We start from the raw sequence: 25,767 nt of genomic DNA, 5'->3' as shown, positions 1-25,767 counted from the left end.
TCATCGAAGCATAACAAAATCGTAGCTTGTCGCCATATGTTTTGTCGACAAGCTACGATTTTTGTACAAGCTATCGTTATTACTCAGCATGAAATTCCGTTCCGGAACGCACCTCTTTTACATAACCTTTTCGAATTACGAAATCACCGAAGTGCTCGCCGTTTTCTCTTTCTTTGGCATATGAGAAAATAATGGGCCGAAGTGTCTCTAGTATCTCTTCCTCGCCGATATTTTCTCGATACATTTTGTTCAGCCGTTCTCCAGCAAATCCCGCACCAAGGTATAAATTATATTTTCCCGGCGCCTTCCCGATAAAACCTATTTCTCCAAGAGCGGCCCTTGAACATCCATTGGGGCAGCCTGACATCCGAATGACAATTTCTTCATCTCGAAGGCCGGCTTCTTCAAGTATGACTTCAAGATGGTCAATTAGAGATGGGAGATATCTTTCGGATTCTGCCATAGCAAGGCCGCATGTAGGAAATGCCACACATGCCATTGCATTCCTTCTTAATGCCGAATTTTCTTTTCCGTCCGTCAGATTGTATTTTTCAACAAGCTCATTTATTTGTTTCTTTTTTTGACTGGTGACCTTACTTATGACGAGGTTTTGATTGGCACTGAGCCGGAAATCACCGGTATGAATCTTAGCTATTTCCCGCAGTCCTGTCATCAGATGATACTCTTCGGAATCTTTTATACGTCCATTTTGGATAAACAAGGTCAGATGCCATTCCCCTTTTTCCCCCTGTACCCAGCCATAGCGGTCGCCATTGTGTTCAAAGTAATAAGCACGTGGCTGTTCAAGCTTCCAACCCAGTCTATTGTGCAGCTCCTCGACAATGTTATCTAGTCCAAGACGATCCACCGTATATTTAAAGCGAGCGTATTTTCGAATGGATCGATGACCATAATCCCGCTGAATCGTAATAATTTTTTCAGCCACTTCCACAATTTGTTCGGGAGTACAGAAGCCGACAACTCTTGAGAGCTGAGGATAGGTGTCTGTATCCCCATGGGTCATCCCCATTCCTCCTCCAAGAGCTACATTAAACCCTTGCAGTTCGCCTTCTTCAATAATAGCAATAAAGCCTATATCTTGCGAAAATACATCTACATCATTAGAGGGAGGAACAGCCATTCCGATTTTGAATTTCCTTGGAAGATAAAGATCGCCGTACATTGGCTCAACTTCTTCCACATCCTCAGTCCCGGCTATTTTTTCTTCATCCAGCCATATTTCGTGATAGGCTTTCGTCCTCGGAGAGAGGTAATCACTTAATTTTTTTGACCATTCGTATACCTCTGCATGGACTTGAGATTGGTATGGGTTTGGATTACACATGACATTTCTATTTACATCCCCGCAGGCAGCCAGTGTGTCCATGAGAGAATCATTTATTTCCTTGATGGTTCTTTTCATATTCCATTTGAGTATACCGTGCATTTGAAACGCCTGACGGGTTGTCAGCTTCAGCGTACCGTTTCCAAAATCGTTGGCCAGCCGGTCCATCGTCAGCCACTGTTCCGGAGTGGCGACACCGCCAGGAGCACGTACACGCACCATAAACTGGTATGCCGGTTCAAGCTTCTGCTTACGGCGTTCATTGCGCAGGTCTCTATCATCCTGCAAATAACTCCCATGAAATTTCATTAGTCGATTATCATCATCAGGAATTCCTGCGCTTATTCGATCTTTCAGCGTTTCAGCAAGAGAGCCGCGCAGATAATTGCTTTCTTTCTTTATTCGCTCAACATCACTTGGAGGTCCTTCCGGAGCCGCAAGCACTTTTTTATCTGGCATGGTTATACTCCTTTCTCGTTAAAATTAATAAACATCACGCTGGTAACGTTTCTGCTGCTGCATATCCTCAAGGTAAGCGGCTGCCTGGTCCGGTTTAAGGCCGCCTTCCTTTTCTATTATTGATAATAGTGCTTGGTGAACGTCACTTGCCATATATTGTTCATCTCCACACACGTACACAATGGCTCCTTCCTGCAGCCAGTGATAAAGGTCTTTACTTTTTTCCAGCATACGGTGCTGAACATACACCTTTTCCTCTGTATCTCTTGAAAAAGCAACATCCATTCGTGTGAGTACTCCTTCTTTCAACCAACGCTGCCACTCGACCTGATACAAAAAGTCAGAAACAAAATGTTGATCTCCAAAAAACATCCACGAGTCTCCCTCTGCTCCGGTTTCTTCTCTTTCTTCCAGGAAGGCCCGGAATGGAGCCGCCCCTGTGCCAGGTCCGATCATTATAATCGGAGTATCTGGATCTTCAGGCAGTTTAAAATTCGGATTGCGCTGCACGTAGACTGGAATGGAGTCACCGGGCTCTGTACGCTCTGCACATTGTCCCGAGCATACGCCTGTTCTATCTCTGCCATGAGATTCATAACGGACGGTCCCAATTGTTAAATGGACTTCTTCTGGGTTCGCCTTCAGGCTGCTTGCAATAGAGTATAACCGGGGCGGAATTTTACGTAAAATAGCAGCAAAATCATGGACAGTGGCATTCCATGGAGCAAAGTCGCGTACCAGATCCAATAAATCTCTTCCGGCCAGGTACTCTCTAAGCTTTTCCTCGTTTCCATCCTTTAGAAGCTCCTGGAGATTATCGTGAGTAGATAGAAGCGCTGATTTTTCAAGCAAAGGCTTCGTAAGCACAGTGATTTCATACGTAGAAATCAGGGCGTCACGCAATAATTGCTGATCTCCCTGCTTATTAATAGTAATCATATCATCCGGGTTCCAGTTCATCTCTTCTATTAATTTATCAGCTAAAATCGGATCATTTTCCGGATAAATTCCAAGACTATCACCGGGCTCAAAAGTAAGTTCAGACCCTTCAAGCGATAATTCCAGATGGCGGGTTTCTTTATTGGACCCGCGTCCATTTAAATTAATATTCTCTAAAATTTCCGCTTTAAACGGATTAGTCCTAGAGTAGGAAACGGCTGCTGCAGGAGCGCTTCCGCCAGCGCCCTGCAAAGAGGATTTGTCTTCAGCCGGTGTTGTAGATTTCCTAAGAGACTGTAATACACCCTCGAACCACTCGGCTGCAGACTCATCAAAATCGACGTCACAGTCAACCCTTTCATACAGCCGCTCTCCCCCAAGCTCTTCAAGCCGTTTATCAAAATCTTTTCCTGTCTGGCAGAAATACTCGTAGGACATATCTCCCAGTGCAAGAACGGAGTACTGCATTCCAGCTAATTTGGGGGCTCGACGGCCATGAAGAAACTCATAAAAGGATAACGCATTATCTGGTGGGTCCCCTTCTCCATGGGTACTCACAATCAAAAGAAGATTTTCAATTTTCTTTAATGTGTTTGGTTTAAAATCTCCCATAGAGATAAGAGTTACCTCAAAATTATTTTGCTTAAGTTTTTCTGCCAGCTCCTCGGCAAGAGACTGCCCATTGCCAGTCTGCGAACCGTAAAGGAGTGTAATCTCTTTTGACACCGCAGGAGCCGGTGCTGCAGGTATTTCTGACGAAGCAGCCGGCGCAGGCGTGTGGGTTGCACTTAAATAGCCGCTCAGCCAAATTTTTTGTTCGGGCGTCATCGTCGGAACTAAGCGATTCAAAAGCTCAGTTTGTTCTTCGGTAAAGGGGCTGTTGTTTATCTGAAGCTGCAAAGAGTTCCACCTCACAAAGCGCTAAATCTTGCAATCTAGCGTCATTAATTAATATGAACCATCGTATCTCTATAATTCCTATGTGTCAAGTTGGTCTTTAGTAAAAATCTTGAGAATTAAGGGTAACAATAAAGTTTCCTGGTGCTTTTGAGGAACTAACGATGAATTAGTGGTAAAATGTTATTGAAAAGTAACACAAATATAACTTTATGAACTGGACATTCCCCCGTCATTTTGAATATACTAATAGTTATGCTTTACAATAATAGCAGTCAATTATATTATTTCATGGCATACGCTATATTTAAAGTAAAGGATTTTTCCAGGCACTTCAATGATGACATTACCTATGGTTGTGATAAAAAATGAAAAATAAAAATTCAATAGTTATTAGCCTGCTCCTAATATTAATTGCAGCTTCAGGTATGTTTTTTATCAATAATTTTTACTCGGATGATTCTTCCACTGTGCCTGCCGGTAATACAGAGCAGCTTGCAGAGAAAAAAAGTGCTTCTCCAGCCAATGAAAAAGCTGAGCAGCAGGATGCTGATAAGGATCAAGAGGAAAATTCAACGGATTATGATTATGAAGATGCGGTTGCTTCCGTCGCGGAAGAAAAAAATACCACGTTTGTTCGCCAGAATAAAAAGATTGTGGCACTTGGAGATTCGCTTACCCAGGGAGTTGGTGACCCTGAAGATAACGGGGGCTACGTCGGCCTGCTGGAAGAGGCATTATCCGAAAATGAAGACAATCCCTCTATTGAAATTGAAAATTATGGTAAACGCGGCAGCCGCAGTGATCAATTAATAAATCGTCTGGAAGAGCCTGCTGTTTCTGAGTCTGTAGAAGAGGCAGATATCATCCTCATTACTATAGGCGCAAATGATATTATGGAAATTGTAAAGTCAAATTTCAAAAATTTAACCTACGATGCTTTCTCTGACGAAACGAACGATTACGAAAGCAGAATTGCGCAGCTTTTTGCAGCCATTCGTTCGAAAAATGAAGACGCACATATTCACTTAATCGGTTTTTATAACCCATTTAATGAGTACTTTTCGCAAATTCCCGAGTTAAATCAGATTGTGGAGGAATGGAATACCATCGGTGAAGAGCAAGTCTCACAAGATGAAAATGCTTCCTTTATTCCAACATATGACCTCTTTAAACTCGCAGATGAGCGTTATTACTCAGAAGACAATTTCCATCCTAATTTAAGAGGATATGCTTTGATGGCTGAACGAATTCTTCCTTATTTGGAAGAAGAAATGTATTCTCAGCAAGAAACCACTGCAGTTGATGAGGTGACAAACAGTCAAAATGACTAACCAGATAACTATGCACCGCAAGTGGAAATGGCTGTTCATTTCATTAGCGGCCATCAATGTGGGCGTGATAATTTATTTGATGCTGCTATTTAATGCTTCTCCTGCGGAACCAATGTTTCCAACAGAGGAAGATGCGGTAGAAACAGATGTGGAATTCTCCATATCTTCGGATAAAAATAATCTCAATCATCTGATTGACCGCTACATCAGCCAATTATCCACTAAGGGAAATTCCAATTATACAGTCGAGTTAAATAATAAAGTAAAGCTTGAAGGATCAATGAAGGCATTTGATCAGCAAATCCCTGCGACGGTTATTTTAGAGCCGAAGGTACAGGAAAATGGAGACTTGATTTTGGAACAGGAATCCATCAGCCTGGGGCAGTTGCAGCTGCCTAACCGAAACGTTCTGCAGTATATTAAGTCGAATTATGAAATGCCGGATTGGATAGAAGTAAACCCCGATCGTGAAAATATTTATGTTTCAGTTACAGAAATCAGCAGCAAGCCAAACATTCAAGTGAAGGCAGAAGAGTTTGATTTAAAAAATGACAGGATTTCTTTCAGTGTGCATACTACGTACGAATCGCTGCCTTTTAACGAAAGAAAGATAATGAATTATTTTCAATAATTTACGTAAAAATGGCTGAGGATGCCGCAGCATCTTCAGCCATTTTCCCATTTTTATCTAAACTTTTTAAATGCAAGAACGGCATTGTGGCCGCCGAATCCAAAACCGTTGGACAATGCATATTCAATGTCAGCAGCCTGCGCATTATTTGGGAGATAATCCAAATCACAGTTTTCATCTGCTTCATCATGATTAATTGTCGGAGGCAGGACGCCTTCTTGGATGCTTTTTACTGTGGCTACCGCTTCCACCCCTCCGGCTGCTCCGAATAGATGACCAGTCATCGATTTGGTTGAGCTTACCTTCAAGCGATAAGCATGATCACCGAATAAGTATTTTATGGCATTAGTTTCTGACTTGTCACCTTCGGGCGTACTCGTACCATGAGCATTAATGTAATCAATCTGCAAGGGCTCTACTTCAGCCAGTTCAATTGCTTTTTCCATTGCTTTTGCTGCGCCGTGATAATCTGGAGAGGTTATGTGAAAAGCATCGGTAGTGGAGCCGTATCCTGCAATTTCTCCAAGTATTTCTGCACCTCGATTAACTGCATGCTCATACTCTTCAAGCATCAGCACACCTGATCCTTCAGACATCACAAAGCCGTCGCGTCCTCTGTCAAAAGGCCTGCTTGCTTTTTGTGGTTCTTCGTTTCTCGTAGACATAGCCCGCATCCTTGAAAATCCTGCAAAAGAGAGTGGATTGATAGTTGCCTCTGCTCCTCCGGCAAGAATCGCATCAGAATAACCATGGCGAATGTTCAAAAATGCTTCGCCGATTGCATGATTACCAGTGGCGCATGCTGAGATGGGGGAGAAACTCGGTCCAGCAAAGCCCGTTTTAATAGAGATAATTCCTGATGCCATGTTACTGATCATCATTGGAACCATAAATGGCGATACCCGTCTCGGCCCTTTTTCAAGTAGCATATTATGGTTTTCGAGTGTTGTATCAATTCCTCCAATGCCAGAGCCAACATACACCCCATACCGATCTTCTTTGCCTTCCTTCACCTGTAATTTAGATTGATCAAGTGCCTGTTTAGCAGCAGCATATGCATATTGGATAAAAATATCATATTGACGAATCTCTTTTTTTTCAAAATATGAATCCGGCGAAAAATCATCAATGAAGCCGCCAATTCGAGTAGGAATTCCTTCGTAATTATCAGAGTTGATTTTCTTAATGCCTGACTTTCCTGAAATTAAGTGATTCCAAAACGTATCTACCTCATTACCCAGCGGAGATACAACTCCACATCCTGTTACTACCACTCTCCGGTTCATGTTTCCTAACCTCCCAAATGTTCATTTCTATTGCTGGCACTTTAATGTAAAAGTTACAATTACCGCCTGAAACAGCCTCTGCGCTCCATAACCGAACATTAACCTACAACCAGAAGCGTGTCAACAAGACTGGGCCCTATTATTGGCTATTGTTCCTTCCTGGAAGAATGCCAAATATACAACCCAAAAAAGTTATTTTTCCCTTTGTCCCAATATACGTTATAACAGGAAGCAGTTTTTCTCTAACTAATGAGAAGTTATGCTAAAATAAGAGATTATAAAGTGAATTGTTAATAGATAGATAGAGAGGCAGAGAAAATATGCTGGGGTTAGAACCAATACATATTGTTATAGTGATAGGATGTGCAGTATTAATAGGGATTTCCAAGACAGGGCTGCCTACGCTTGGCATCTTTGTGGCTGCCACGATGGCTTCGGTCTTCCCTGCGAGAGAATCAATTGGGATCGTTCTGCCAATGTTAATTACAGCTGATTTGATTGCCGTAAGCTATTATAGGCGCAGTGTAAACTGGAAAACGCTGCTCTCGCTGCTTCCCTGGGTACTTGGCGGTTTGTTCATCGGATTTCTTCTGTTATTTTTTGTAGAATCAAGCAGATCGATAGAAGTAATTATAGGCGCTATTGTACTTATTATGGTAGCTTTACAGGTTTTTAGGGACTACGGGGGAGCCAAATGGATGAACAATATGCCGCGTTCGATCTGGTTCATCGGAGTAATGGGTACACTAGCAGGCTTTACAACGATGATTGGCAATGCTGCTGGACCTGTTATGGCTATCTTCTTACTGGCCATAGCTCTTTCAAAAAAAGAATTTATCGGAACTGGAGCGTGGTTTTTTCTAACCGTAAACCTTATTAAGGTTCCTATGTATTCTGGATTGGGCTTAATTACGCAGGACACCATTGCCTTCAATGCCTGGTTAATTCCTGCTATACTTTTCGGGACGTACATTGGAATAAAGACGCTGCCGCTCATTCCGCAACGGATTTTCAATATAATTATATTAGTTCTGGCAGCAGTGGGCGGTCTGCGGCTGCTCTTTGCATAATCATAGAAGACGGGGCTGTATCATAAATGATACTCGCCCCTTTTGCATGGTAAAAAAAGCAGTGGACAAGTCCTTCGCTTTCCGTGGGCAGCGCTTCAGCTAACCGGGCGAAACCCGCGCCCGGCGGATCTTCAGCCGCTGCTCTTCCCACTGGAGTCTTCGGACTTGTCCCCTGCTATCTTCTATTTAGGATACTACTTTTTCTATAAAAAGGGGCTTTTGCTACAGCCCCGTCTTCTGTGAAATCAAGCCAGGTAATGGTTTAACTACGGCGGTTCATTAGTTTTTGCTTTTCCATAATTTGATGAGATTTTTCAATGATATCGGTTAGGACATCTCCTTTATAGACACGACCAAGTTTCGTATGTTCTTGATAGTAATCGACAATTTCATTTAACTGCTCATATGTATCTTTATGAATCCTTACATTTAATTGAATCTTTGATTCTTCCTGCATTTCCTGCCACACTCCTCTACCCCCAATAAGATATCTTGCGCTATTACTATGATAGCATATGGTATCTCGTTTATCGACAAAGTCTTTCAAGCACAGATCTTTCTTTACTTTCATCATAATAGCATTTTGCTATTATCCGCTATCTTTTTGCCGCATCCAATTGCCCTCCCCTCTCATTATTGAAATGCACATTGAGTTAGCTTTCAATCGATCGATTTCCAGCAGTGGAAAATAGGAAAGTCTTTTTTGTAATAGCCAGCCTAGTGCTCCTATGCTATAATAAGAACAAACGTTCCTCATAGAGTGAGGTGATTGGATAGTAAGGTAAGAGCGGTTCGGCACTGTTGGTAATTCAACCAATGCAGCTGTTGAATTCTTATTTTTTGACGTATACTTATTGAAGAAGTTCTCATTTTCAAGGGAAGGGTGAGGTTTTTGAAGACTCCAGGCACTAAGAATATGCCGGATGATCTGGCAATACAAGCTCGTGGTCTCGTAAAGATCTTCGGGAAAAAAAGAGCGGTGGACGGAATTGATCTAACCGTTCGCAAAGGAACAGTTCATGGATTTCTCGGCCCGAATGGAGCAGGTAAAACGACCACCATCCGGATGTTAGCTACTCTTTTGAAGCCGGATGCCGGAACAGCTGCGGTGCTGGGTGAAGATGTGATTGAGAATGCGGATGCTGTCAGAAGCCGGATGAGTTTAACGGGGCAGTTTGCCTCTGTTGATGAAGATCTTTCCGGTTTTGAAAATCTTTACATGATCGCCCGTTTAATGGGGTATTCACGTCACATGGCTAAGGAAAGAGCAAAAGAACTGCTCGATGCTTTTGGTCTGAGTGAAGCATCGGAGCAGCAGGTGAAAAAATACTCCGGCGGTATGAGGCGCAGAATTGATATTGCGACAAGTATTGTTGTCACCCCGGATTTATTGTTTTTAGATGAGCCGACGACCGGGCTTGATCCTCGCAGCCGAAATCAAGTGTGGGATATTGTCAGGGCGTTGGTTGCTGCAGGGACAACGGTTCTTCTGACTACTCAATATTTGGACGAAGCAGACCAACTGGCTGATCGGATATCCGTTATAGACCACGGCAGAGTTATTGCCGAAGGCACAAGCGGTGAACTCAAAGCCTCCGTAGGAGCCGGCGCTTTGCATATCAGACTGGAGAATCCATCTAAACGACCTGCAGCTGAACAATTTTTGGCAGAAGCATTAGGTGTTCCAATCCATTTAGAGGGCGACCCGGCTGCTCTATCTGCCCGTATTTCAGACACAGAAATTGTAACGAATGCTATAGGGAATCTTACGAAAGCTGGCATCTCCGTTTCTAATTTTTCCTTGGGACAGCCAAGTTTGGACGAAGTGTTTCTTGCATTGACGGGGCGTCCTGCGGAGGAACATGGCCAAGATGAGGAGGTTTCGTGATGGACAGTCCATATCATGCCAATTCAAATAAGAATTTACAATCCGCTCTTTCTTCAAAAAACAGGCCGCAGAGACAAAATGCCCTGACCGCCTCGTTTGTTTTTGGCTGGCGGGCACTTTTGAAAATTAAATATGTGCCAGAGCAGCTATTTGATGTGACGGCTTTTCCTGTAATGTTTACTCTTATGTTTACGTTTCTATTCGGTGGTGCACTAGCCGGCTCAACCGGTGAATATTTACAATTTCTACTTCCAGGCATTCTTGTTCAGACGGTAGTCTTTATCACTGTTTATACAGGAGTCTCATTAAATACAGACATTTCAAAAGGCATTTTCGATCGATTTCGCACCTTGCCAATTTGGCAGCCCTCTGTATTAGTCGGAGCTTTGCTTGGAGATACAGTTCGATATATGCTTGCATCAACGATAGTTATTTTACTCGGCCTTGTACTTGGTTTTCGTCCGGAAGGAGGAACAGTCGGAGTCTTGTCGGCAATTCTTCTTCTTCTGGTATTTGCATTCAGTGTATCGTGGATCTTTACGTCTCTTGGTCTGGTGCTTCGTACTCCTAACTCTGTTATGGGTATCAGCATGGCAGTGCTGTTTCCATTAACATTTGCAAGTAATATATTTGTGGATCCGCGGACGATGCCTGCCTGGCTCGAAGCAGTAGTGGATGTAAATCCTGTTACGTTATTGGTCACTGCATCACGCGGACTAATGCACGGAACAGCCACCTTTGCTCAAGTGATGTGGGTACTGATTGCATCGGCTGTTTTTATCGTACTCTTTGCCCCCCTGACAATGTATTTATTTCGAAAAAAACGGTAAAGAAAAACGTGGCTTCTCGCCAGGTAAAGACGAAAGCCACAGCCTTTCATAAACATAACTCCATTAAAATCAATCTTCTAAAGTGCAAGAGAAGGAGACCTTGTGCCATCCCCCTTTTTGAAAAAAAACTTAACAAAAGGAGAAAGTAGAAGCTAAGGCTTTCTCCTTTTGATTTGGGGAGAGCTCATTTTTCTGTACTGGGTTTTAGTCCAGCTGAATTTATTATTCATATTGTTTTTTATAGTATTCACTCCATTTTGCATTACCTTGATTATATACTTCACTCCATCGCTCATTTCCTGCATTATAAGCTGCAGACCAATTTTCTGTCTTGGCATCATATCCATAACTCCATATATCCTTACTGCGGTTGTAGAAGTTGCTCCAAAGATCACTTTTCGTATCGTAATCAATTAATTCCTGGGAGTGAAGAGTATCGAGCACTTCTTCAGCATGATCGAACTCAGTGTCGGATTTTTCCATAATAGATTCACCAATTTCTTCCGCTTCGTTCATTAATTCCTCACTCTGCCTATCTACTTCTTCCATCGCATCCTGTTTCCATGCATTCCAAGCATCCATCATTCGTTCATACTCTTCCCGCCAATATTCTTCTAGTTCTTGTTTTGAATCGACATATGAAAAATCTCCGTGCCCAGCTTCCGCAATATCCATTAACATTTTCTGTTCTTCAGCTTCCACTTGAAAACCGATAATATTTATGATTGGCTCAATTTCCTGATCTACTAGTTCTTCAGCCGCAGCTGCAGGATCTCCCCCACATGTTTCCATGCCGTCACTTACTATATATACAATAGCATCTGAAACATTCTCGGGAATATCATCTGCGGCATCTTCAATTGCAAGAGCCAGAGGTGTCCAGCCTGTTGGCTCCACTCGCTTCAGAGTCTCTCTTACAAGCTCTGTATCAGCATCTCCTTCATATACTGCTTCCGTGACCTCACAGGATATCTCTTTATCATCCTCTGCGTTCGAGCCTTCCTGGCCATAAATTCTTAGCGACATGGTGCTGTTGTCAGGAAGAGCTTCTACAAAATCCCCAATTGCTTCTTTCGCTTCTTCCATCCTCGATCCGGATTCATTCTCTGCAGCCATGCTGCCGCTTACATCTAACAAAATAGAAAAATGAGAGGAGCCCGGCAGATCTTCTTCTTCAGGATTTTGTTCTTCTGGATCCTCTGATTCCACTTCTATCGTTGGGTCAAATTTAATTACACGCTCCACATCTTCATAGTATGATTCATGGATAAGGTCAAGAATAGCCTCATACCAATCATCTACAGAACTTGTATTATAACTTTCTCCGAGTTCTGCCGTTACAGAGGCAGCATTAAAGCTCCCGCCATGAAATGGACCTGATTTTCTCATTAACATTTCTTCCATTTCGGTTAGTTCCCGAGGAGGATTTTCCAAAGTATAATATTCCGCTTCGGCAGAAACTTCCTTCTCAGCTTGTACTTCTTCAGCTGCGGCCTCCTCATCTCTTTCCTGTTCTATCTTACTATCTTCTTCAGATACTGGTTGTTGTTTTTGATTATCAGCACAAGCTGTAAGTAACATGGTCAGCAGACACGCAGGGACCCACCAATTTTTCACATTGGTCTGCTCCTTTCTATTTTAAATGTAAAATCTATACAAATAGTATATCGCCAAAACCGAAATTATTTAATATATTTTTTCATCTGTACGGCAAGTTCTAATTTATTTAATCGAAAATAGCTTTCCCCCGTCATATCAAATCGAAATGGCACCCTGCCAGCCTTAAAATATGAAGCTGAAGCTGCAGGAGAAACATTTGCAAACCAATCAAATTTCTCCGGAAGTATGAAAGGATAATCCTTCCAGACATTTTCAAGTTCTGGGCTGTAATAATGCCGCTTCTCCTTTAATTTTTTCTTTGAGTATAATTTCTCCCAATAATCAGCTCTGGAGCCTGTATGCTTTATCTCTGAAGCAAATCGCACTGCCCCTTCAAACACGTCCTGGATACCAAATAATATCGCGTACAGCTGCTTTCCTGATTCAATTCTCTCTGTAATATCTGCAAAATGTTCAAGAATGCTTCCTGCGAGTCTAATGTTTTTATTATTTTTCATCCAATAAGGAAAAATAACCTGTGACATTTGCAAAAGCTGTTGTTCCTTAAATTTATAAGTATTTAAAACATGCTTTTGAAAAGCAGTGGCCTTGATTATCCTATTTTCGATGTAATGTTGTTCGTTAATAATAAGAGCGACTGTAAGCAGTTCTGAAGAGCGCTGCATCAAAAAACACTCCCAAAAAGGCCTCATGAAAGAAGAAACATGTAAGGCTGGCAGTAAATGAAAAAGGTTTCTATTCTGTTTTTTGCACTCTTCATATAATAAAAGCTGCGGGTAAGCATCATAAAATATGAGAGCATTGGCTCTTTCAAAAAATTGATAAAAGGATTTCTCTTCTTCTTCGGTTAACAGTTTTGACATTAAATTACCTTTAATATCTGTCATACACCAGCCGCCATTGCGTGATACCATATGAGCCAAAAAGGCCCAATGCAGCTCTGGATGCTGAAAGTACATTTGTCGGTATGCTTCCGTTCTTGTAATATTATTACGGTTATGCATACTGGTGATAGAGCGAATACGATCAATTATTTTTAATTCCTGCAACGTCGGTTTCTTTTCTTTACTATTTTTTGCATATGATACGAGATAATCCACATATTTGTATATATTCGGAATTCTTTTAAAGTTCCTAGAAGCCCGGCTGTTATGGTTGAAACAGTCCATCTTCAACTGAAGATTCCATAGAAAATGATTATAAGCTTCCATCGCTGTCCCCCTGTTTTCCATAGATTTTCATTTTCCTATGGGAAATATACACTGCCAAAAAAAACAAGCACTCTGTTAGAGTGCCTGTTTCCAATTTAGTATGTAATTTTAATAGCCGCAGCAGCGTTTTTTGAACGCTTACGAGCTTCTGTAACGGTTTCCGCCGTACTAAGAGTAACTCCCATTCTCCTGCCTGCTTTCGTTACTGGTTTTCCAAAAATCCTTACTTGTGTTCCGGGGGTCTCCATCGCTTTTTCCAGTCCGGAAATAAAGTAGGAGTTGTTTTCTTTCAGGGCCTTTACTGCATGGCTTGAGCCAGGAGTAAACAATTGAATGTCTTCGACCGGCAAACCAAGAATAGCTCGGACATGCAGCGCAAATTCAGATAAATCCTGGGTTATCAAAGTAACCATCCCGGTATCATGTGGCCTGGGGGATACTTCATTAAAGTATATGTGCTCCTCCGCTAAAAAAAGCTCCACTCCGAAAATACCGAAGCCTCCAAGAGCGTCCGTTACTTTTTTTGCTATGTGCTGTGCTTGACTTATCTGCGTCTCCGTCATTTCATGAGGCTGCCATGATTGAATATAATCTCCTCCCTGCTGCTCATGTCCTATCGGAGAACAAAATGCTGTACCACTGATAGAACGAACCGTTAATAAAGTAATTTCAGATTCAAATGCAATCATTTCCTCTACAATTACTCTTGTTTTTTTACCGCGGCCGCTTTGCATGGCTTCTTGCCAGGAATTTTCAATGTCATCCATAGATTGACATACTGTCTGTCCTTTTCCCGAGGAGCTCATTACCGGCTTAATTACACAAGGAAAACCAATTTGTTCCGCGGATTTTTTTAATTCTAGATAAGAGTCAGCAAATTTATACCGAGCTGTCGGAAGCTGCAGCTCTTCGTGAGCCAGTCGTCTGATTCCCTCACGATCCATCGTTAATTTTGCAGCTTTCGCCGTAGGAATCACGTTAAAGCCTTCCCTTTCAAGGTCAAGTAAAGTATCCGTAGCGATAGCTTCTACCTCTGGAACGATGAAGTCCGGCCCTTCTTTCAAGATAATCTTCCTCAGATCATTACCATCTAACATATCTATAACGTGTGATCGATGGGCGACCTGCATCGCTGGAGCATCGTCATAATTATCGACTGCAATTGTTTCAAGTCCCAGTCTCTGTGCCTCAATCATTACCTCCTTACCTAATTCACCTGAACCTAACAATAAAATTTTTTTGGATTGTGGTTTCAATGGAGCACTGAACAATTTAAAAACCTCCCTGCAGAAATTTCACCTTTTCCCGTATATTTTCTTACACGTTTGTGGTAACAGATTGAATCTTTTCATACAATGATCACACGAAATACAATTTACATTGTTCTAAGAAAGGATGGATGATCATGAGTGAGAAACTGGTGACTACGGCCTACATTCATCTTGAAGAAAAGACGTATTTCGATAAACTTACGGCTGTTGCTAATTATGCCAATCGCTTTGAAAGTAATATTGAACTTGAATTAAACAGCAAAAAAGTGAACGGGAAAAGCATTGTCGCATTGACCTCTTTTCTTACCCCTTCCGAACTCGTGACACTCAGGGCGGTCGGCCGGGATTCCAAAGAAGCAGTTCATCAAATAAAAAAAATATTCATGAGTTAACATTTTAATGAATGCTGTTCCTGCCGTATGTCTGTCAGGAATAGCTTTTGATTTTTTAGGAATGTTTTTTTATGAAGACTACTTTTAAATAATCTCCTTCCGGAAAACAGACAGACGTTTGAAAATCAGAGGGCAGCGAAAACTCTTCGATGGTTGAAAATTTCCCACCATTCTCTTCGCAGGCACTGTAGATTTGTTCTTTAAATTTGTCCATCCCAAAACCACTGTAATTAGTGGAGGCGACAATTACCCCATTTTCATTGGTTACGTCCATTGCCTGTTTCAGCAGATCCTTATAATCCTTAGCGGCACTGAAAGTGTTTTTCTTTGATCTAGCAAAGCTTGGCGGGTCAAGAATCACTACATCAAAAGAAAGCTTGTTTTTGACCGCGTATTTAAAATAACGAAAGACGTCCATTACTTTGATGTCATGAGTCTCCGGATCAATTTCATTTACTCTGAATTGTTCAATCGTTTTTGCCAGACTTCGGTTAGCCAGGTCGACACTTGTTGTTTTTTCTGCCCCTCCTAAAGCAGCACAGACAGAAAAAGCACCAGTATACGAAAACGTGTTTAATACCGTTTTCCCCGCAGAATATGTATTCATTATTCTCTCTCTCACGTTTTTTTGATCTAGAAATACTCCCGTCATTGGGCCTTCATTTAAATAAACAGCAAAGTTTACCCCATTTTCTTTTACAATTATCGGAGAATCACCACGGGTTCCGGTTACAAAATCATCTCCTTGCACGTATTTTCCATTTTTATCAAACCGCTTCTTCTGGTAAATTGCTTTGTAAACCGTACTTTTTTTTAAAGCTTGATATATCTTGTCTCTAAAATAATAAATGCCTTCACTGTACCAGCTTACTACATAATAACCATCGTAATAATCAATGGTAATACCGCCAATTCCGTCTCCTTCTCCATTAAAGACACGAAAAGCGGAGGTGGCTTCATCGTGAAAATAGCTTGATCTTGTAGTAAGAGCCGTTTGTATTTTTTTATCAAAGAAACGTTGATCTATTGCTTCTGATACGTTCCAGGTCAAAATCCAGCCGCTGCCTTTATTCTGGCTGCCGAGGTATCCCCTTCCGATAAAGTTGTCATTACCGTCCAGAATCGAGAAAATTTTTCCTTCATCTTCTAAGCCAAGCGGGCTTTCCAGTGCATTTTGATGCAAGAGAGGATATCCATTTCTATATTTTTTTGCAAATTTATTATTTACTCTCAGTGTGACTTCCCCAAGCATTTTTTTCACCTTACCTGCATGATTTTTTGAGTCTCTCATACCTTATCATAGTTTTCTTTTGATTTTCTTACTTGTACATGTTTTTTCATTAGAAAACCATAATAAATCAGAATCTAAAATTAGTGGAGGGATATCTATGCAACAACAGCAACCGCCGCAAGGCACCCAGCATTCAGAGAATATGCCGCCCGTCAACAGTCATGGCGGTCATGAGCTTTTTGACGCTCATGAAGTAATTGCGACAATTATCAGTATGCTTGATCAATACCAACTGTATTATCAGCATATGCAGGATCAGGAACTCAAAAGTATTTTAAACCGACAATATACGTTTATGACTAATCTCTACAATACGATGATCGAAACCTTTCAAACCGGGCAAAAACCTACTTTTTCCACAGAAGTTTATAATATGACTACAGATAATAACGTCATTTACGGCTTAACTCCTGTTCCGCAGAAGAAACCAAATCAATCCGTAAGTGAAATAACAGATGCCGGACTTTCCGGTTATATGCTCGGCCAGACGAAAGGGCTTGCTTCCTTGATGACCATGACAGCACTTGAAATGACAAATCCAGTGCTGCGGAGGGTTGTCAGCGACAGCATACCGAATGTAATCGAGATGAGTTATGAAATTTTTATCTACCAGAATAAACACAGCTACTATCAAGTACCTCAGCTTGCGCCGGCCGATATGACTACAATGCTGCAGAGCTATACGGCCGCTCCGCCGGCACCGCTGAATTAAAGAACACGTTAGATAAAAGCAGGTGTGGAAAAAGTATAATATTTATAACAAAATCCAGACGATTCTACTGAATCTGTCTGGATTGTTTGTTAATTATGAGTGATCATAATTTACTCCGTCAACACACTTCGCTTTCCACAGGTACAGCTCAAGCCTCCCCGGCCGAAAGATCACTGCCTGTTGGGTCTTGAGAATCGTGCTGTCTCTGCAAAAGTACCTATTTCGACAGTTATTTAAATTGATCTATTTGTTTCTCAGCCATAGCCCCGGCGATCGGGAACTTATACCACTTCCCCTGGTAAGCTTTCATCATTAATAAAATCCATATTACCAGACCAACAGGTGCAAGCAGAATTCCGAAGATCCACCCTAAAAAAGGGATTGCAGTCAGCGCAATATTTAAAATGATAAATGCGCCAGAAATAATAATAGACTGCATTGCATGAAAACGAACAAAACGATTTTCCTTTTCTAAAACTAAAAAAACTATACCTGTAATCAATCCAAGAAGATAACAGCACAGTCCTGCTGCATTCTCTTCAAGTCCCGTGGACGTTTTTGTACGTTGGCTTCCTCCCATTTCCTCTGCCGCGGCTGTCTGTTGATCGCTTCCTGCTTTTTTCTCTGAACCTGGTCCATCCATGCGGTCCATTTTTCTAACCTCCTTGAATAATTTCAGACAGGGGACATCCAAACGTACTGACTGGTACTAGTTTTGTATATCAGCTCCTTAAAAAATCTGATTGTTTTGAATAGTCTTACTTCATTATACTGCAAATTTCACGCATCTCCTATCTTTATTTGTCAAAATTTCTTAAAATTAAAGAGATAATTACGATTTAAAAGTCATCACTTGTTTTGATTTTTACTTAATTCTTAATTATAGCCTGCCGGTCAGTTCGAATATATGTTGGAAACGTATGGTGAATCAGGGTGGGTACATACATCCATAAAACGAGTGATCTCGCCAAAGAAAAAAGAGTAAACGCAAGCCACAATCCTTGATTATCTCCTCCCCAAAAATACAGAGCACCTAAAAAGACAAGTAACGAAACGATCATTGAGTTTCTTATCGAAGTTGTGCAGGTCGCCCCTGTAAATATCCCGTACAGCTGTAATCCCCAAAAACCAGTCAGAGGAAAAAATACAATCCAAATGCTATAATTCAATGCAGTCTCTTGAACAGAAGCAATTGATGTAAATAAACCTATTATCACGTGTCCTCCGAATATCATAATCAACATCCAGACTGCAGCTGCTGCAAAGGACCATAATGCTCCCAGCTTCATGGTTCGAGTAAACAAATATTTATCCTTTTTTCCTACAGCTTTGCCAGAAAGTATACTGCTGGCATTAGCAAGACCATCAAAAACATAAGCCATCATAAAATGAATCTGCAACAGTACTGCATTTGCCGCTAATATTACTTCTCCATAAGAGGTGCCCATCGATACAAAAATTCCAAATACTGCCAGAAGGCAGAGCGTGCGAATAAACAAATCCCGATTCACTTTAATCAGATGTAGAAATGGATCTTTTTCCAGTACTTCCTTCCAATGCGTAGATGAGAAGCGAAATGATGTGTTATGAAAAATGTACCATGCAGCAATTACTACTCCAATGAATTCCGCCAATAAAGTGGCTAGACCAACTCCGGCAGCTCCCATATGAAAACTGAATACAAATATAAAATCAAGAACGATATTTAGTAGATTACAGCCAAACTGCAGAACAAGAACAGCATTTACACGAGCCTTTCCGATCAGCCAGCCAAGAAAAACAAATTGAAGCAGCGCGAATGGCGCACCCCAAATACGGAATAAGAAATATGCTTCTGCTTCCGCCCGGACTGCTGCAGTGGGGTTTATTAAAATCATGGCCGCTTCGCGGATAGGCACCTGGAAAAGTACAAATATGAGCCCAGCAGCTATCGCGATCATCGAAGGTCTAATTAATAATAATTGAAGCTCCCTTTCGTTTCTTCTTCCTTCCGCCTGGGCTGTAAATCCAGAGGTACTTACCCGCAGAAAGCCGAGCACCCAGTACATCGTATTAAATATGAGCGCAGCCACAGCTACTCCACCAAGATAATGAGGAGCCTCCAGATATCCAACCACCGCTGTATCAACAGCTCCTAACAATGGGGTCGAAATTGTGGCTATGATTAATGGAAGTGCTAGTGCTAAGTAGTGACGATGCGTTTTTTCTTCATATTTTTCAGCAGCAAACTTAGGTATGATCTTATCTTCCCCTTTTTCTCCACCTTCACGAAAATAGGCTAAAATCACTCTTTGTTAATATACGGTTCACAAAATAAACTAATTATGATTAAATCGTAATTATTACTATTTGTCAATTAAAAGGAGGATGTTTGATGCTATCAACAAGAAAATCATTGGAGGAGCACATTACGGAGACATATTTACAGGCTTATGACACCCTGAACGAGGAGGAAGATTTATCTCCGAAGAATCCTATTATAAATCAAACACTAACTCATTTAGTAATGACGCTATCTGTACCAGCAGATGAAACTATCAGCAGAAAAGTACTTACCCATCCTCATATTCAAAAAATCCGTCCCCAAATGTTAGCTCTGCTCTCAGAAGCAGAAAGTGCTATGGAATGCTATTATGCCATGCATTTTCTAAATACCGCCCGTTCAATTGATGATTTGACTCATTTTATATATTGGAATAATTACAAAAGCCTGATTGCTAAAGAGTTTTCAATCGGTCGGGAAATTGTAAAGCCAAAACGAATCACGATGATTGGATCCGGACCTCTTCCCATTACAGCGATCTTAATGGCAGAAAGATGGAATATTCCTGTTAGATGTCTGGATATAGATCCTTTTTCTCATTTGTTAGGCAAACAGCTGCTGTCCTCATTGGACTGTTCTGCTCAATTAGAACATGAACAGAATGATGGTGCGATAGCTGACTACGAGCATGATGATCTGACCTTTATCGCTTCTTTAGTGCCGGATAAAGAAAAAATTATTAGAAGAATTGCACAATCAAACGCGGATGGCGCAATAGCAATCCGGAGTGCGGAAGGGCTGCACCGCTTATTATATGAGCCTGTGGACCCTCTTGAGTATAAAGTCGCTGGATACAATTATATTAATGCAACAAAAGCCGATTCAGATTCGATTAATACCACTATTTTTATAAAATAATGGACTAAATTTACTAACATCAATGGCATTTATTCATATCAGCCTTTTACTATGTACCCATGAACATCGTATCGGACACGCAGAGTAAAAAAACCCAGGGGACCCAAAAGTACCCTGGTTTTTCTAAAAGTCGTTATTCTTCCCCGATGGTTTTTAGTAATTCGTATAAATTGGATTTTGCTTCAAAACCGATACCTGGGATTTCTGGAAGACGTACATAGCCTTTTTCGACAGGATAGTCATCCGCGAATCCACCGAATGGTTCAAACACCCCGGGGTAAGATTCATTTCCTCCAAGACCGAGACCGGCAGCTATATTAAGCGACATCTGATGTCCTCCATGAGGAATACAGCGTCTCGGAGACCACCCATGGGTTTTCAACATTTCAAGTGTCCGCAAGTATTCCACCAGTCCATAGCTTAACGCGCAGTCAAACTGTAAATAATCACGATCCGGCCGCATGCCCCCATATTTAATTAAATTACGTGCATCCTGCATTGAAAATAGATTTTCCCCCGTAGCCATCGGCGGTTGATAGTATCTTGGCATAATTGACTGCAGCTCATAATCCAGCGGATCGCCGATTTCTTCATACCAGAACAAATTGTAAGGTGAGAGAGCTTTCGCATAAGCGATTGCGGTATCCAGGTCAAACCTACCATTTACATCGACTGCCAATGACTGGCCTCCTGGAACCACTTCAAGCACTGCTTCTATCCGTTTTAAATCTTCGACTAAGCTGGTACCGCCAATTTTCATTTTCACTACAGAATATCCAAGCTCTAAATAATGCTTCATTTCGTCCTGCAGAGCAGACACTCCTTTTCCAGGCTGATAGTAGCCACCAGCCGCATAGACAAATACTTTTTCATCCACTTCTCCATCTCTGTAACGTTCTGCGAGAACCTGATACAGTGGTTTTTCTTCAATTTTTGCTACTGCATCCCAGACAGCCATATCCAGTACTCCCACCGCGACAGAACGCTCGCCATGTCCTCCCGGCTTCTCTCCGCTCATAAGAATATCCCATATCTTATGAGGATCTAAATTAGATTTCGCATCATTTAATACAGCATCTGGTTCTGCATCCCGCAGTCTTGGAATAAATCGCTCATGAAGGAGACCGCTCGGCGCATAACGGCCATTAGAATTAAAACCATAGCCCACTACAGGCTTTCCATTTCTTATTACATCCGTGACTATCGCTACCACAGACGCGTTCATTTTACTAAAATCAATGAACGCATTGCTGATATCAGATTTGATTGGTACTGCTTTTTCTCTTATATCAGTAATTCTCATCTTAATTACCACTCCTATTTTATATTAGGTTCTCCCTTCTCTTTCATTCGACAAAAATTTTATTTTTCCTTTTCTTTGGAATTAAAATAACGCCTCCTGCTTTTCAGCATTCAGCGCGCATCAGACTCATTACACAATCAATTAAAGTTTTCGCAGTTATATAAAAGGCATCAATATCGTTTCTTGGATTCCTAAATCGCCGGCTGATCTCGATTTGGACTGCCTGCGCATCGGTATAGTTATGCACATAATGAGTGACTGTTCCGGGATGTGCTCCAGTAAATGTATGATTAATTAAGCATTTCATATTATTTCTTTCAAAATGATTTTTCAAGATCTCGACATTGTTTATTTCCATAGATTTTCCATCCATAGTGCCCAGGTCAATGATAAATGGATGTACGGCTTTACTGCCGTGCAGATCCAGGACATATTTAATTTCATGCAGTTGGATTATATTTTTTAGTTCCTGTTTATAGTTGCAATTTTTTTTGAAATTTGGATCATCTATTACCTTTCTTGCGTTCATTACATGGGCCCCAGTAACTTCATGAATTATTTCTGACAGGGCACCAGTGTAAATATCTGCACTTTTTATCTCTCCTGATCTAACATGTTTAGTAGCGTGAGGCGCAGAAATTAAAATAGGAAGACTGCCAATAGTATGCCTGGAAAATCTACTGTCTACGAGGCTTCCGTGATATGAATTTTTCGAGAAAATATCTTCATAGGAAAGAATGTGTTCAAGGAGCTTATTCTCTTTGTATATCTTCGTTATTCTGTCATCTGAGGAATTGTTTTGTTTTTTTGGAAAGAAGGAAAACGTACTTGCCAGCATTCATACATGCCCCCTATAAGTAAACATATAAGTAGTTACCGAATGTAATTTAAAATATTAATAAAGTTGGTATCGGGTTCTAGTAAGTAAATTGTTTTCGGAGCCATTTCTCACATAACTTTGTCCACGTGCGGACATGTGGATCATTCGCTGCCAGACCAAGGCCGTGGCTGCCATTGTCATAAATGTGCAATTCATACGGTATCTTATTTCTGCTGAAGGATGAAGCCAGCAGAAGGCTGTTCTCTACAGGAACAGAATCGTCGTTGGCAGTATGCCATATAAACGCCGGTGGGGATTGATTCGTCACCTGCTTTTCCATCGATAAGTAAGCTTGAAGTTTCTCCGAGGCTTCTTCACCTAATAAATGTTGCTGTGAGCCTTTATGGCCGTGCTCCCCAAATGTGATAACGGGGTAGCATAATACCATTACGTCAGGACGCGAGCTTACTTTTTCCACGGGGTCATGTGCAGATACATCCCCATTGTCAAAAAGCATACCGGATGATGCGGCAAGATGACCACCCGCTGAAAATCCTAAAATTCCTATCTTTTCAGTATCAATATTCCAATGCTCCGCGTGGCTTCTTACATATCTAACCGCACGCTTTACATCAATTAGAGGTACAGGATGTTTATAAGGATGGATACGATAATTTAGTACAAAAGCAGATAAGCCCATATCATTTAACCATTCAGCCACCGGGACGCCTTCATGCACAGCAAGATGAGAGTATCCCCCACCAGGGCATATAATCACAGCGCCGGAAGATCTTTTTGAATTCACGAGAAAAGGTGTCAAATAGGGTCTGTCTTCTTCTCTATCACTTAAAGCGCAGGGGACGCTGCCATCCCAGAGATATATTTTCATTCTTCTCTTCCTTTCTCAAACCATTTGGCATTATCCCGTTACTTTAGTATAATGTTACTATATTTTTTATAGCCAGAGGCGGGACCTATGTTGGATTTTGATGGCTATTTATTCTCCTTCTTTCTTGCATTCCTTGTAACAACCACATTGGCAGTGATGTCCGTAAAGCACTACAAGACACCAGGTACAAAATTTTTTATTATTATTATGATTTTTTGTTCACTTATGTCCATTGCCACCATTTCTGAAATAATAACCACAGCATTAGAAACAAAAATTTGGTGGAGAAATATTCAGCAGCTATCATTATTTATGTTCCCAATTTTTATTTACGGATTTGTTATGGATTATCTTGAATTGGAAGAAATGATTAATGGTAAAAAGCTTGGGCTGATAAGCATGCCTTCCATAATATATCTGCTCCTCATATGGACCGATTCTGCTCATCATCTTATGCGGTCAAGTGTAGAAATAGTTATGATAGGAAGTCATGAAAAAACCGTCGTGGACCCAACAACTCTTAGTTATTTATTTATTCTTTACGGAGCCGGCCTCACCCTTTATTCCTTTTTTGTATTTTTATTACATTATGAAAATACATCCTCTTTCAATAAAAGAAAGTACCTGCTCTTGTTAATAGGAATGGCTGTGCCCGTATTTTATTCGGTTCTTCGTCCTTTTTTACCAATAGGACTGTTTCATTCTACTGCAATTTCGTTTATACCATCCAGCGTGATATTTTATTACGCACTAGTCAAGCATCAATTATTCTCGACTTGGCCGCTCGCCAGGGATAAAATTCTCGAACATATTAAAGATGGAATTATACTAATAGATGATAATAAAACAATTATAGAATTAAATTCCACAGCTGTTAGAATTTTTGGCCATTCTACTGTAAAAGAAGGTGTCCCAGTGTCCACACTTTACCCTTTTTTTCCTGACTTAAATGTATTCGATCATATAAAAAAAGAAACAACTATCCAATCAAACTGGGAGAGAAAATATTTCAGTATATTAGTAATGACCCTGAAACAACATAAAAAAAATACAACAATAGGGTATTTGATCATTATCTCAGATATTACTTCTCAGAAAGAAATTGAGCACCGTTTATGGGTAAGGGCCAACACCGATGGATTAACAGGTCTTGCAAATCGTCAATTCTTAATTGAGATGGCTTCAGAAAAAACACAGCTTTCTCGGTCCGGCAGCGGATTATCATTTATTTTACTTGATATTGATAATTTTAAAAGAATCAATGATACATACGGCCATCAAACAGGCGATGAAGTACTTGTCGAATTCAGCAGGATAATTTCTAATTATTTAACGGAGAAGAGTGTTGCGGCCAGATTTGGAGGAGAAGAATTTGCTATTTTACAATGGGATCTAGACAAAGAAAAATGCATAAAGAACGCTGAATTAATCTGCGAGCATATTCAAAGTACAACTATTTTTGTTGAGAAGAAGCATTCCATTAAAATTACAGCCAGCTTTGGAGTCAGTTATTCTGATCACCCTTCTGTACCTTTCCAAGAACTTTACAAACAGGCAGATCAGCGTTTGTATGATTCTAAAAGAAATGGTAAAAATCAGGTAACCTATCAGAAAATAAATTAATAGACCGTTCGAATTGGAACGGTCTCTGTCGGCAGTAATGATTGTTGATTTTAAGCCTCTGCAGTAAAAATTTTTAAGATCCTTCGAATCGTTTGTTCTTTAAACGCATTCGAAACACTCTCTCCGCTTTCATTCCGATAGTATTGGGAACCGTTTTCCCTGTCGTATATATAGGCAAGAGAGATAAGCTCGTGCTGCAGAGCTTCAGGAACTTCTTTCTTGCCCGTTTTTAATTTATAATATTCCGTCGGGTATATCCAGACTTCTGCATCATCACTGCTCGTTTGAATAACTATCTTGTCATTCTCACTTTTTGTCATCCACTGTTCTTTCGAATAGAGAGAAATTCCTGATTTATCTAATTTGGATATGCCATCGAGATTGATACCGAAAATATGTTTTACAGCTTCTCTGACATCACGTCCTGTCAGAGAATTCTTCTGAGACTGCAAAAATCTATCCATCACCTCAGATTTGGGCATGGCCTCAAGGGACTTATACCCGCCGTCCCATGTCATTAGACGATTCCATATTTCTATGAAATCATTATGATAATATATCGAATTCGTTTGTTCTTGCAGGACACCCACTTTGTGTAGGTCTATTTGATAGATCTGAAAGATCAGCTTACGAATTTCATCACCATCCAGCTCATCATTCATATAAAGTATATAATTATCCATCTCAGTTACTTTTGACCGGATGCTTTTCGGTTTATTTGAAGATAACTTATTATGATCTTTTTTCACTTTCACTGTCAGCTCCATCAAAGTTC

23 protein-coding genes are annotated in these 25,767 nt (G+C 40.8%); 9 read left to right on the top strand and 14 right to left on the bottom strand.

Annotation, left to right across the window (positions count from 1 at the left end; all coding sequences use genetic code 11):
• Positions 1-79 precede the first annotated feature (79 nt).
• Both cysI and ACE4RR_RS11410 read right to left on the bottom strand, forming a co-directional pair.
• Positions 80-1,804 (bottom strand): assimilatory sulfite reductase (NADPH) hemoprotein subunit, encoded by a 1,725-nt coding sequence (cysI, locus tag ACE4RR_RS11415; RefSeq protein WP_375535549.1) that lies wholly within the window; start codon positions 1,802-1,804, stop codon positions 80-82.
• A gap of 24 nt (positions 1,805-1,828) precedes the next feature.
• Positions 1,829-3,643 carry an assimilatory sulfite reductase (NADPH) flavoprotein subunit gene (locus ACE4RR_RS11410; RefSeq protein WP_375535548.1) on the bottom strand — a complete coding sequence of 605 codons (1,815 nt, stop codon included), beginning with the start codon at positions 3,641-3,643 and terminating at the stop codon, positions 1,829-1,831.
• 365 nt (positions 3,644-4,008) lie between these two features.
• Between ACE4RR_RS11410 and ACE4RR_RS11405 the strand changes: the two genes are divergently transcribed.
• Together ACE4RR_RS11405 and ACE4RR_RS11400 are read left to right on the top strand one after the other, a co-directional pair.
• The gene (locus tag ACE4RR_RS11405; RefSeq protein WP_375535547.1) at positions 4,009-4,974 is read left to right on the top strand and encodes an SGNH/GDSL hydrolase family protein; all 966 of its coding nucleotides are present in this window, start codon (positions 4,009-4,011) and stop codon (positions 4,972-4,974) included.
• The gene (locus ACE4RR_RS11400; RefSeq protein WP_375535546.1) at positions 4,967-5,605 is read left to right on the top strand and encodes a YpmS family protein; all 639 of its coding nucleotides are present in this window, start codon (positions 4,967-4,969) and stop codon (positions 5,603-5,605) included. Before ACE4RR_RS11405 ends, ACE4RR_RS11400 begins: the two co-directional genes overlap by 8 nt.
• Positions 5,606-5,658: 53 nt before the next feature.
• Here ACE4RR_RS11400 and fabF read toward each other — a convergent pair whose 3' ends face one another.
• Positions 5,659-6,891, bottom strand: coding sequence for a beta-ketoacyl-ACP synthase II (gene fabF / locus ACE4RR_RS11395; RefSeq protein ID WP_375535545.1), 1,233 nt, complete (start codon positions 6,889-6,891; stop codon positions 5,659-5,661).
• 320 nt (positions 6,892-7,211) lie between these two features.
• Here fabF and ACE4RR_RS11390 point away from each other — a divergent pair, with 320 nt between their 5' ends.
• Positions 7,212-7,961, top strand: a complete 750-nt coding sequence (locus ACE4RR_RS11390) for a sulfite exporter TauE/SafE family protein (RefSeq protein WP_375535544.1) — start codon at positions 7,212-7,214, stop codon at positions 7,959-7,961.
• 262 nt (positions 7,962-8,223) lie between these two features.
• On the opposite strand, the gene ACE4RR_RS11385 is transcribed toward ACE4RR_RS11390, so the two are convergent.
• The gene (locus ACE4RR_RS11385; RefSeq protein WP_375535610.1) at positions 8,224-8,418 is read right to left on the bottom strand and encodes a hypothetical protein; all 195 of its coding nucleotides are present in this window, start codon (positions 8,416-8,418) and stop codon (positions 8,224-8,226) included.
• Positions 8,419-8,877: 459 nt separating this feature from the next.
• Here ACE4RR_RS11385 and ACE4RR_RS11380 point away from each other — a divergent pair, with 459 nt between their 5' ends.
• Entirely contained in the window at positions 8,878-9,849 is a 972-nt protein-coding gene (locus tag ACE4RR_RS11380; protein WP_375535609.1) for an ATP-binding cassette domain-containing protein, read from the top strand.
• On the top strand, positions 9,849-10,679 hold the full coding sequence (locus ACE4RR_RS11375; RefSeq protein WP_375535543.1) for an ABC transporter permease: 831 nt from the start codon (positions 9,849-9,851) through the stop codon (positions 10,677-10,679). Before ACE4RR_RS11380 ends, ACE4RR_RS11375 begins: the two co-directional genes overlap by 1 nt.
• Positions 10,680-10,901: 222 nt before the next feature.
• Here the strand turns inward: ACE4RR_RS11375 and ACE4RR_RS11370 are convergent, their stop codons facing one another.
• The 3 genes from ACE4RR_RS11370 to purT all read right to left on the bottom strand — a co-directional run bounded on the left by ACE4RR_RS11370 (position 10,902) and on the right by purT (position 14,781).
• Positions 10,902-12,296, bottom strand: coding sequence for a vWA domain-containing protein (locus tag ACE4RR_RS11370; protein ID WP_375535542.1), 1,395 nt, complete (start codon positions 12,294-12,296; stop codon positions 10,902-10,904).
• A gap of 65 nt (positions 12,297-12,361) precedes the next feature.
• Positions 12,362-13,510 (bottom strand): DUF2515 family protein, encoded by a 1,149-nt coding sequence (locus tag ACE4RR_RS11365; protein WP_375535541.1) that lies wholly within the window; start codon positions 13,508-13,510, stop codon positions 12,362-12,364.
• 95 nt (positions 13,511-13,605) lie between these two features.
• Positions 13,606-14,781, bottom strand: a complete 1,176-nt coding sequence (purT, locus tag ACE4RR_RS11360) for a formate-dependent phosphoribosylglycinamide formyltransferase (protein ID WP_375535540.1) — start codon at positions 14,779-14,781, stop codon at positions 13,606-13,608.
• 134 nt (positions 14,782-14,915) lie between these two features.
• On the opposite strand from purT, the gene ACE4RR_RS11355 reads away from it, so the two are divergent.
• The gene (locus tag ACE4RR_RS11355; protein ID WP_375535539.1) at positions 14,916-15,173 is read left to right on the top strand and encodes an HPr family phosphocarrier protein; all 258 of its coding nucleotides are present in this window, start codon (positions 14,916-14,918) and stop codon (positions 15,171-15,173) included.
• 55 nt (positions 15,174-15,228) lie between these two features.
• Here the strand turns inward: ACE4RR_RS11355 and ACE4RR_RS11350 are convergent, their stop codons facing one another.
• On the bottom strand, positions 15,229-16,425 hold the full coding sequence (locus tag ACE4RR_RS11350) for a class I SAM-dependent rRNA methyltransferase (protein WP_375535538.1): 1,197 nt from the start codon (positions 16,423-16,425) through the stop codon (positions 15,229-15,231).
• A gap of 136 nt (positions 16,426-16,561) precedes the next feature.
• Here ACE4RR_RS11350 and ACE4RR_RS11345 point away from each other — a divergent pair, with 136 nt between their 5' ends.
• Positions 16,562-17,176 (top strand): spore coat protein, encoded by a 615-nt coding sequence (locus tag ACE4RR_RS11345; RefSeq protein WP_375535537.1) that lies wholly within the window; start codon positions 16,562-16,564, stop codon positions 17,174-17,176.
• Positions 17,177-17,405: 229 nt separating this feature from the next.
• On the opposite strand, the gene ACE4RR_RS11340 is transcribed toward ACE4RR_RS11345, so the two are convergent.
• Positions 17,406-17,828 (bottom strand): DUF4870 domain-containing protein, encoded by a 423-nt coding sequence (locus ACE4RR_RS11340; RefSeq protein WP_375535536.1) that lies wholly within the window; start codon positions 17,826-17,828, stop codon positions 17,406-17,408.
• Between the two features lie 217 nt (positions 17,829-18,045).
• Positions 18,046-19,464: an MATE family efflux transporter gene (locus tag ACE4RR_RS11335; protein ID WP_375535535.1), complete on the bottom strand. Its 1,419-nt coding sequence runs from the start codon at positions 19,462-19,464 to the stop codon at positions 18,046-18,048.
• A gap of 86 nt (positions 19,465-19,550) precedes the next feature.
• On the opposite strand from ACE4RR_RS11335, the gene ACE4RR_RS11330 reads away from it, so the two are divergent.
• Positions 19,551-20,357 (top strand): nicotianamine synthase family protein, encoded by an 807-nt coding sequence (locus ACE4RR_RS11330; RefSeq protein WP_375535534.1) that lies wholly within the window; start codon positions 19,551-19,553, stop codon positions 20,355-20,357.
• A 133-nt stretch (positions 20,358-20,490) separates the two neighbouring features.
• Here ACE4RR_RS11330 and ACE4RR_RS11325 read toward each other — a convergent pair whose 3' ends face one another.
• The 3 genes from ACE4RR_RS11325 to ACE4RR_RS11315 all read right to left on the bottom strand — a co-directional run bounded on the left by ACE4RR_RS11325 (position 20,491) and on the right by ACE4RR_RS11315 (position 23,369).
• Positions 20,491-21,660 (bottom strand): mandelate racemase/muconate lactonizing enzyme family protein, encoded by a 1,170-nt coding sequence (locus tag ACE4RR_RS11325; RefSeq protein ID WP_375535533.1) that lies wholly within the window; start codon positions 21,658-21,660, stop codon positions 20,491-20,493.
• A gap of 103 nt (positions 21,661-21,763) precedes the next feature.
• The gene (locus ACE4RR_RS11320; RefSeq protein ID WP_375535532.1) at positions 21,764-22,498 is read right to left on the bottom strand and encodes a hypothetical protein; all 735 of its coding nucleotides are present in this window, start codon (positions 22,496-22,498) and stop codon (positions 21,764-21,766) included.
• Between the two features lie 79 nt (positions 22,499-22,577).
• Positions 22,578-23,369: an alpha/beta hydrolase gene (locus ACE4RR_RS11315; RefSeq protein WP_375535531.1), complete on the bottom strand. Its 792-nt coding sequence runs from the start codon at positions 23,367-23,369 to the stop codon at positions 22,578-22,580.
• Positions 23,370-23,456: 87 nt separating this feature from the next.
• Between ACE4RR_RS11315 and ACE4RR_RS11310 the strand changes: the two genes are divergently transcribed.
• Positions 23,457-24,992 carry a histidine kinase N-terminal 7TM domain-containing diguanylate cyclase gene (locus tag ACE4RR_RS11310; protein WP_375535530.1) on the top strand — a complete coding sequence of 512 codons (1,536 nt, stop codon included), beginning with the start codon at positions 23,457-23,459 and terminating at the stop codon, positions 24,990-24,992.
• Positions 24,993-25,042: 50 nt separating this feature from the next.
• On the opposite strand, the gene ACE4RR_RS11305 is transcribed toward ACE4RR_RS11310, so the two are convergent.
• Positions 25,043-25,747, bottom strand: a complete 705-nt coding sequence (locus ACE4RR_RS11305; RefSeq protein ID WP_375535529.1) for a hypothetical protein — start codon at positions 25,745-25,747, stop codon at positions 25,043-25,045.
• Positions 25,748-25,767: the final 20 nt, after the last annotated feature.

It is taken from the genome of Alteribacillus sp. HJP-4 (assembly GCF_042139015.1).
GTDB lineage: Bacteria > Bacillota > Bacilli > Bacillales > Marinococcaceae > JBHIKY01.
Note: the sequence above shows the minus strand (reverse complement) of the source record. Positions and strands in the feature narration are given on the sequence as shown.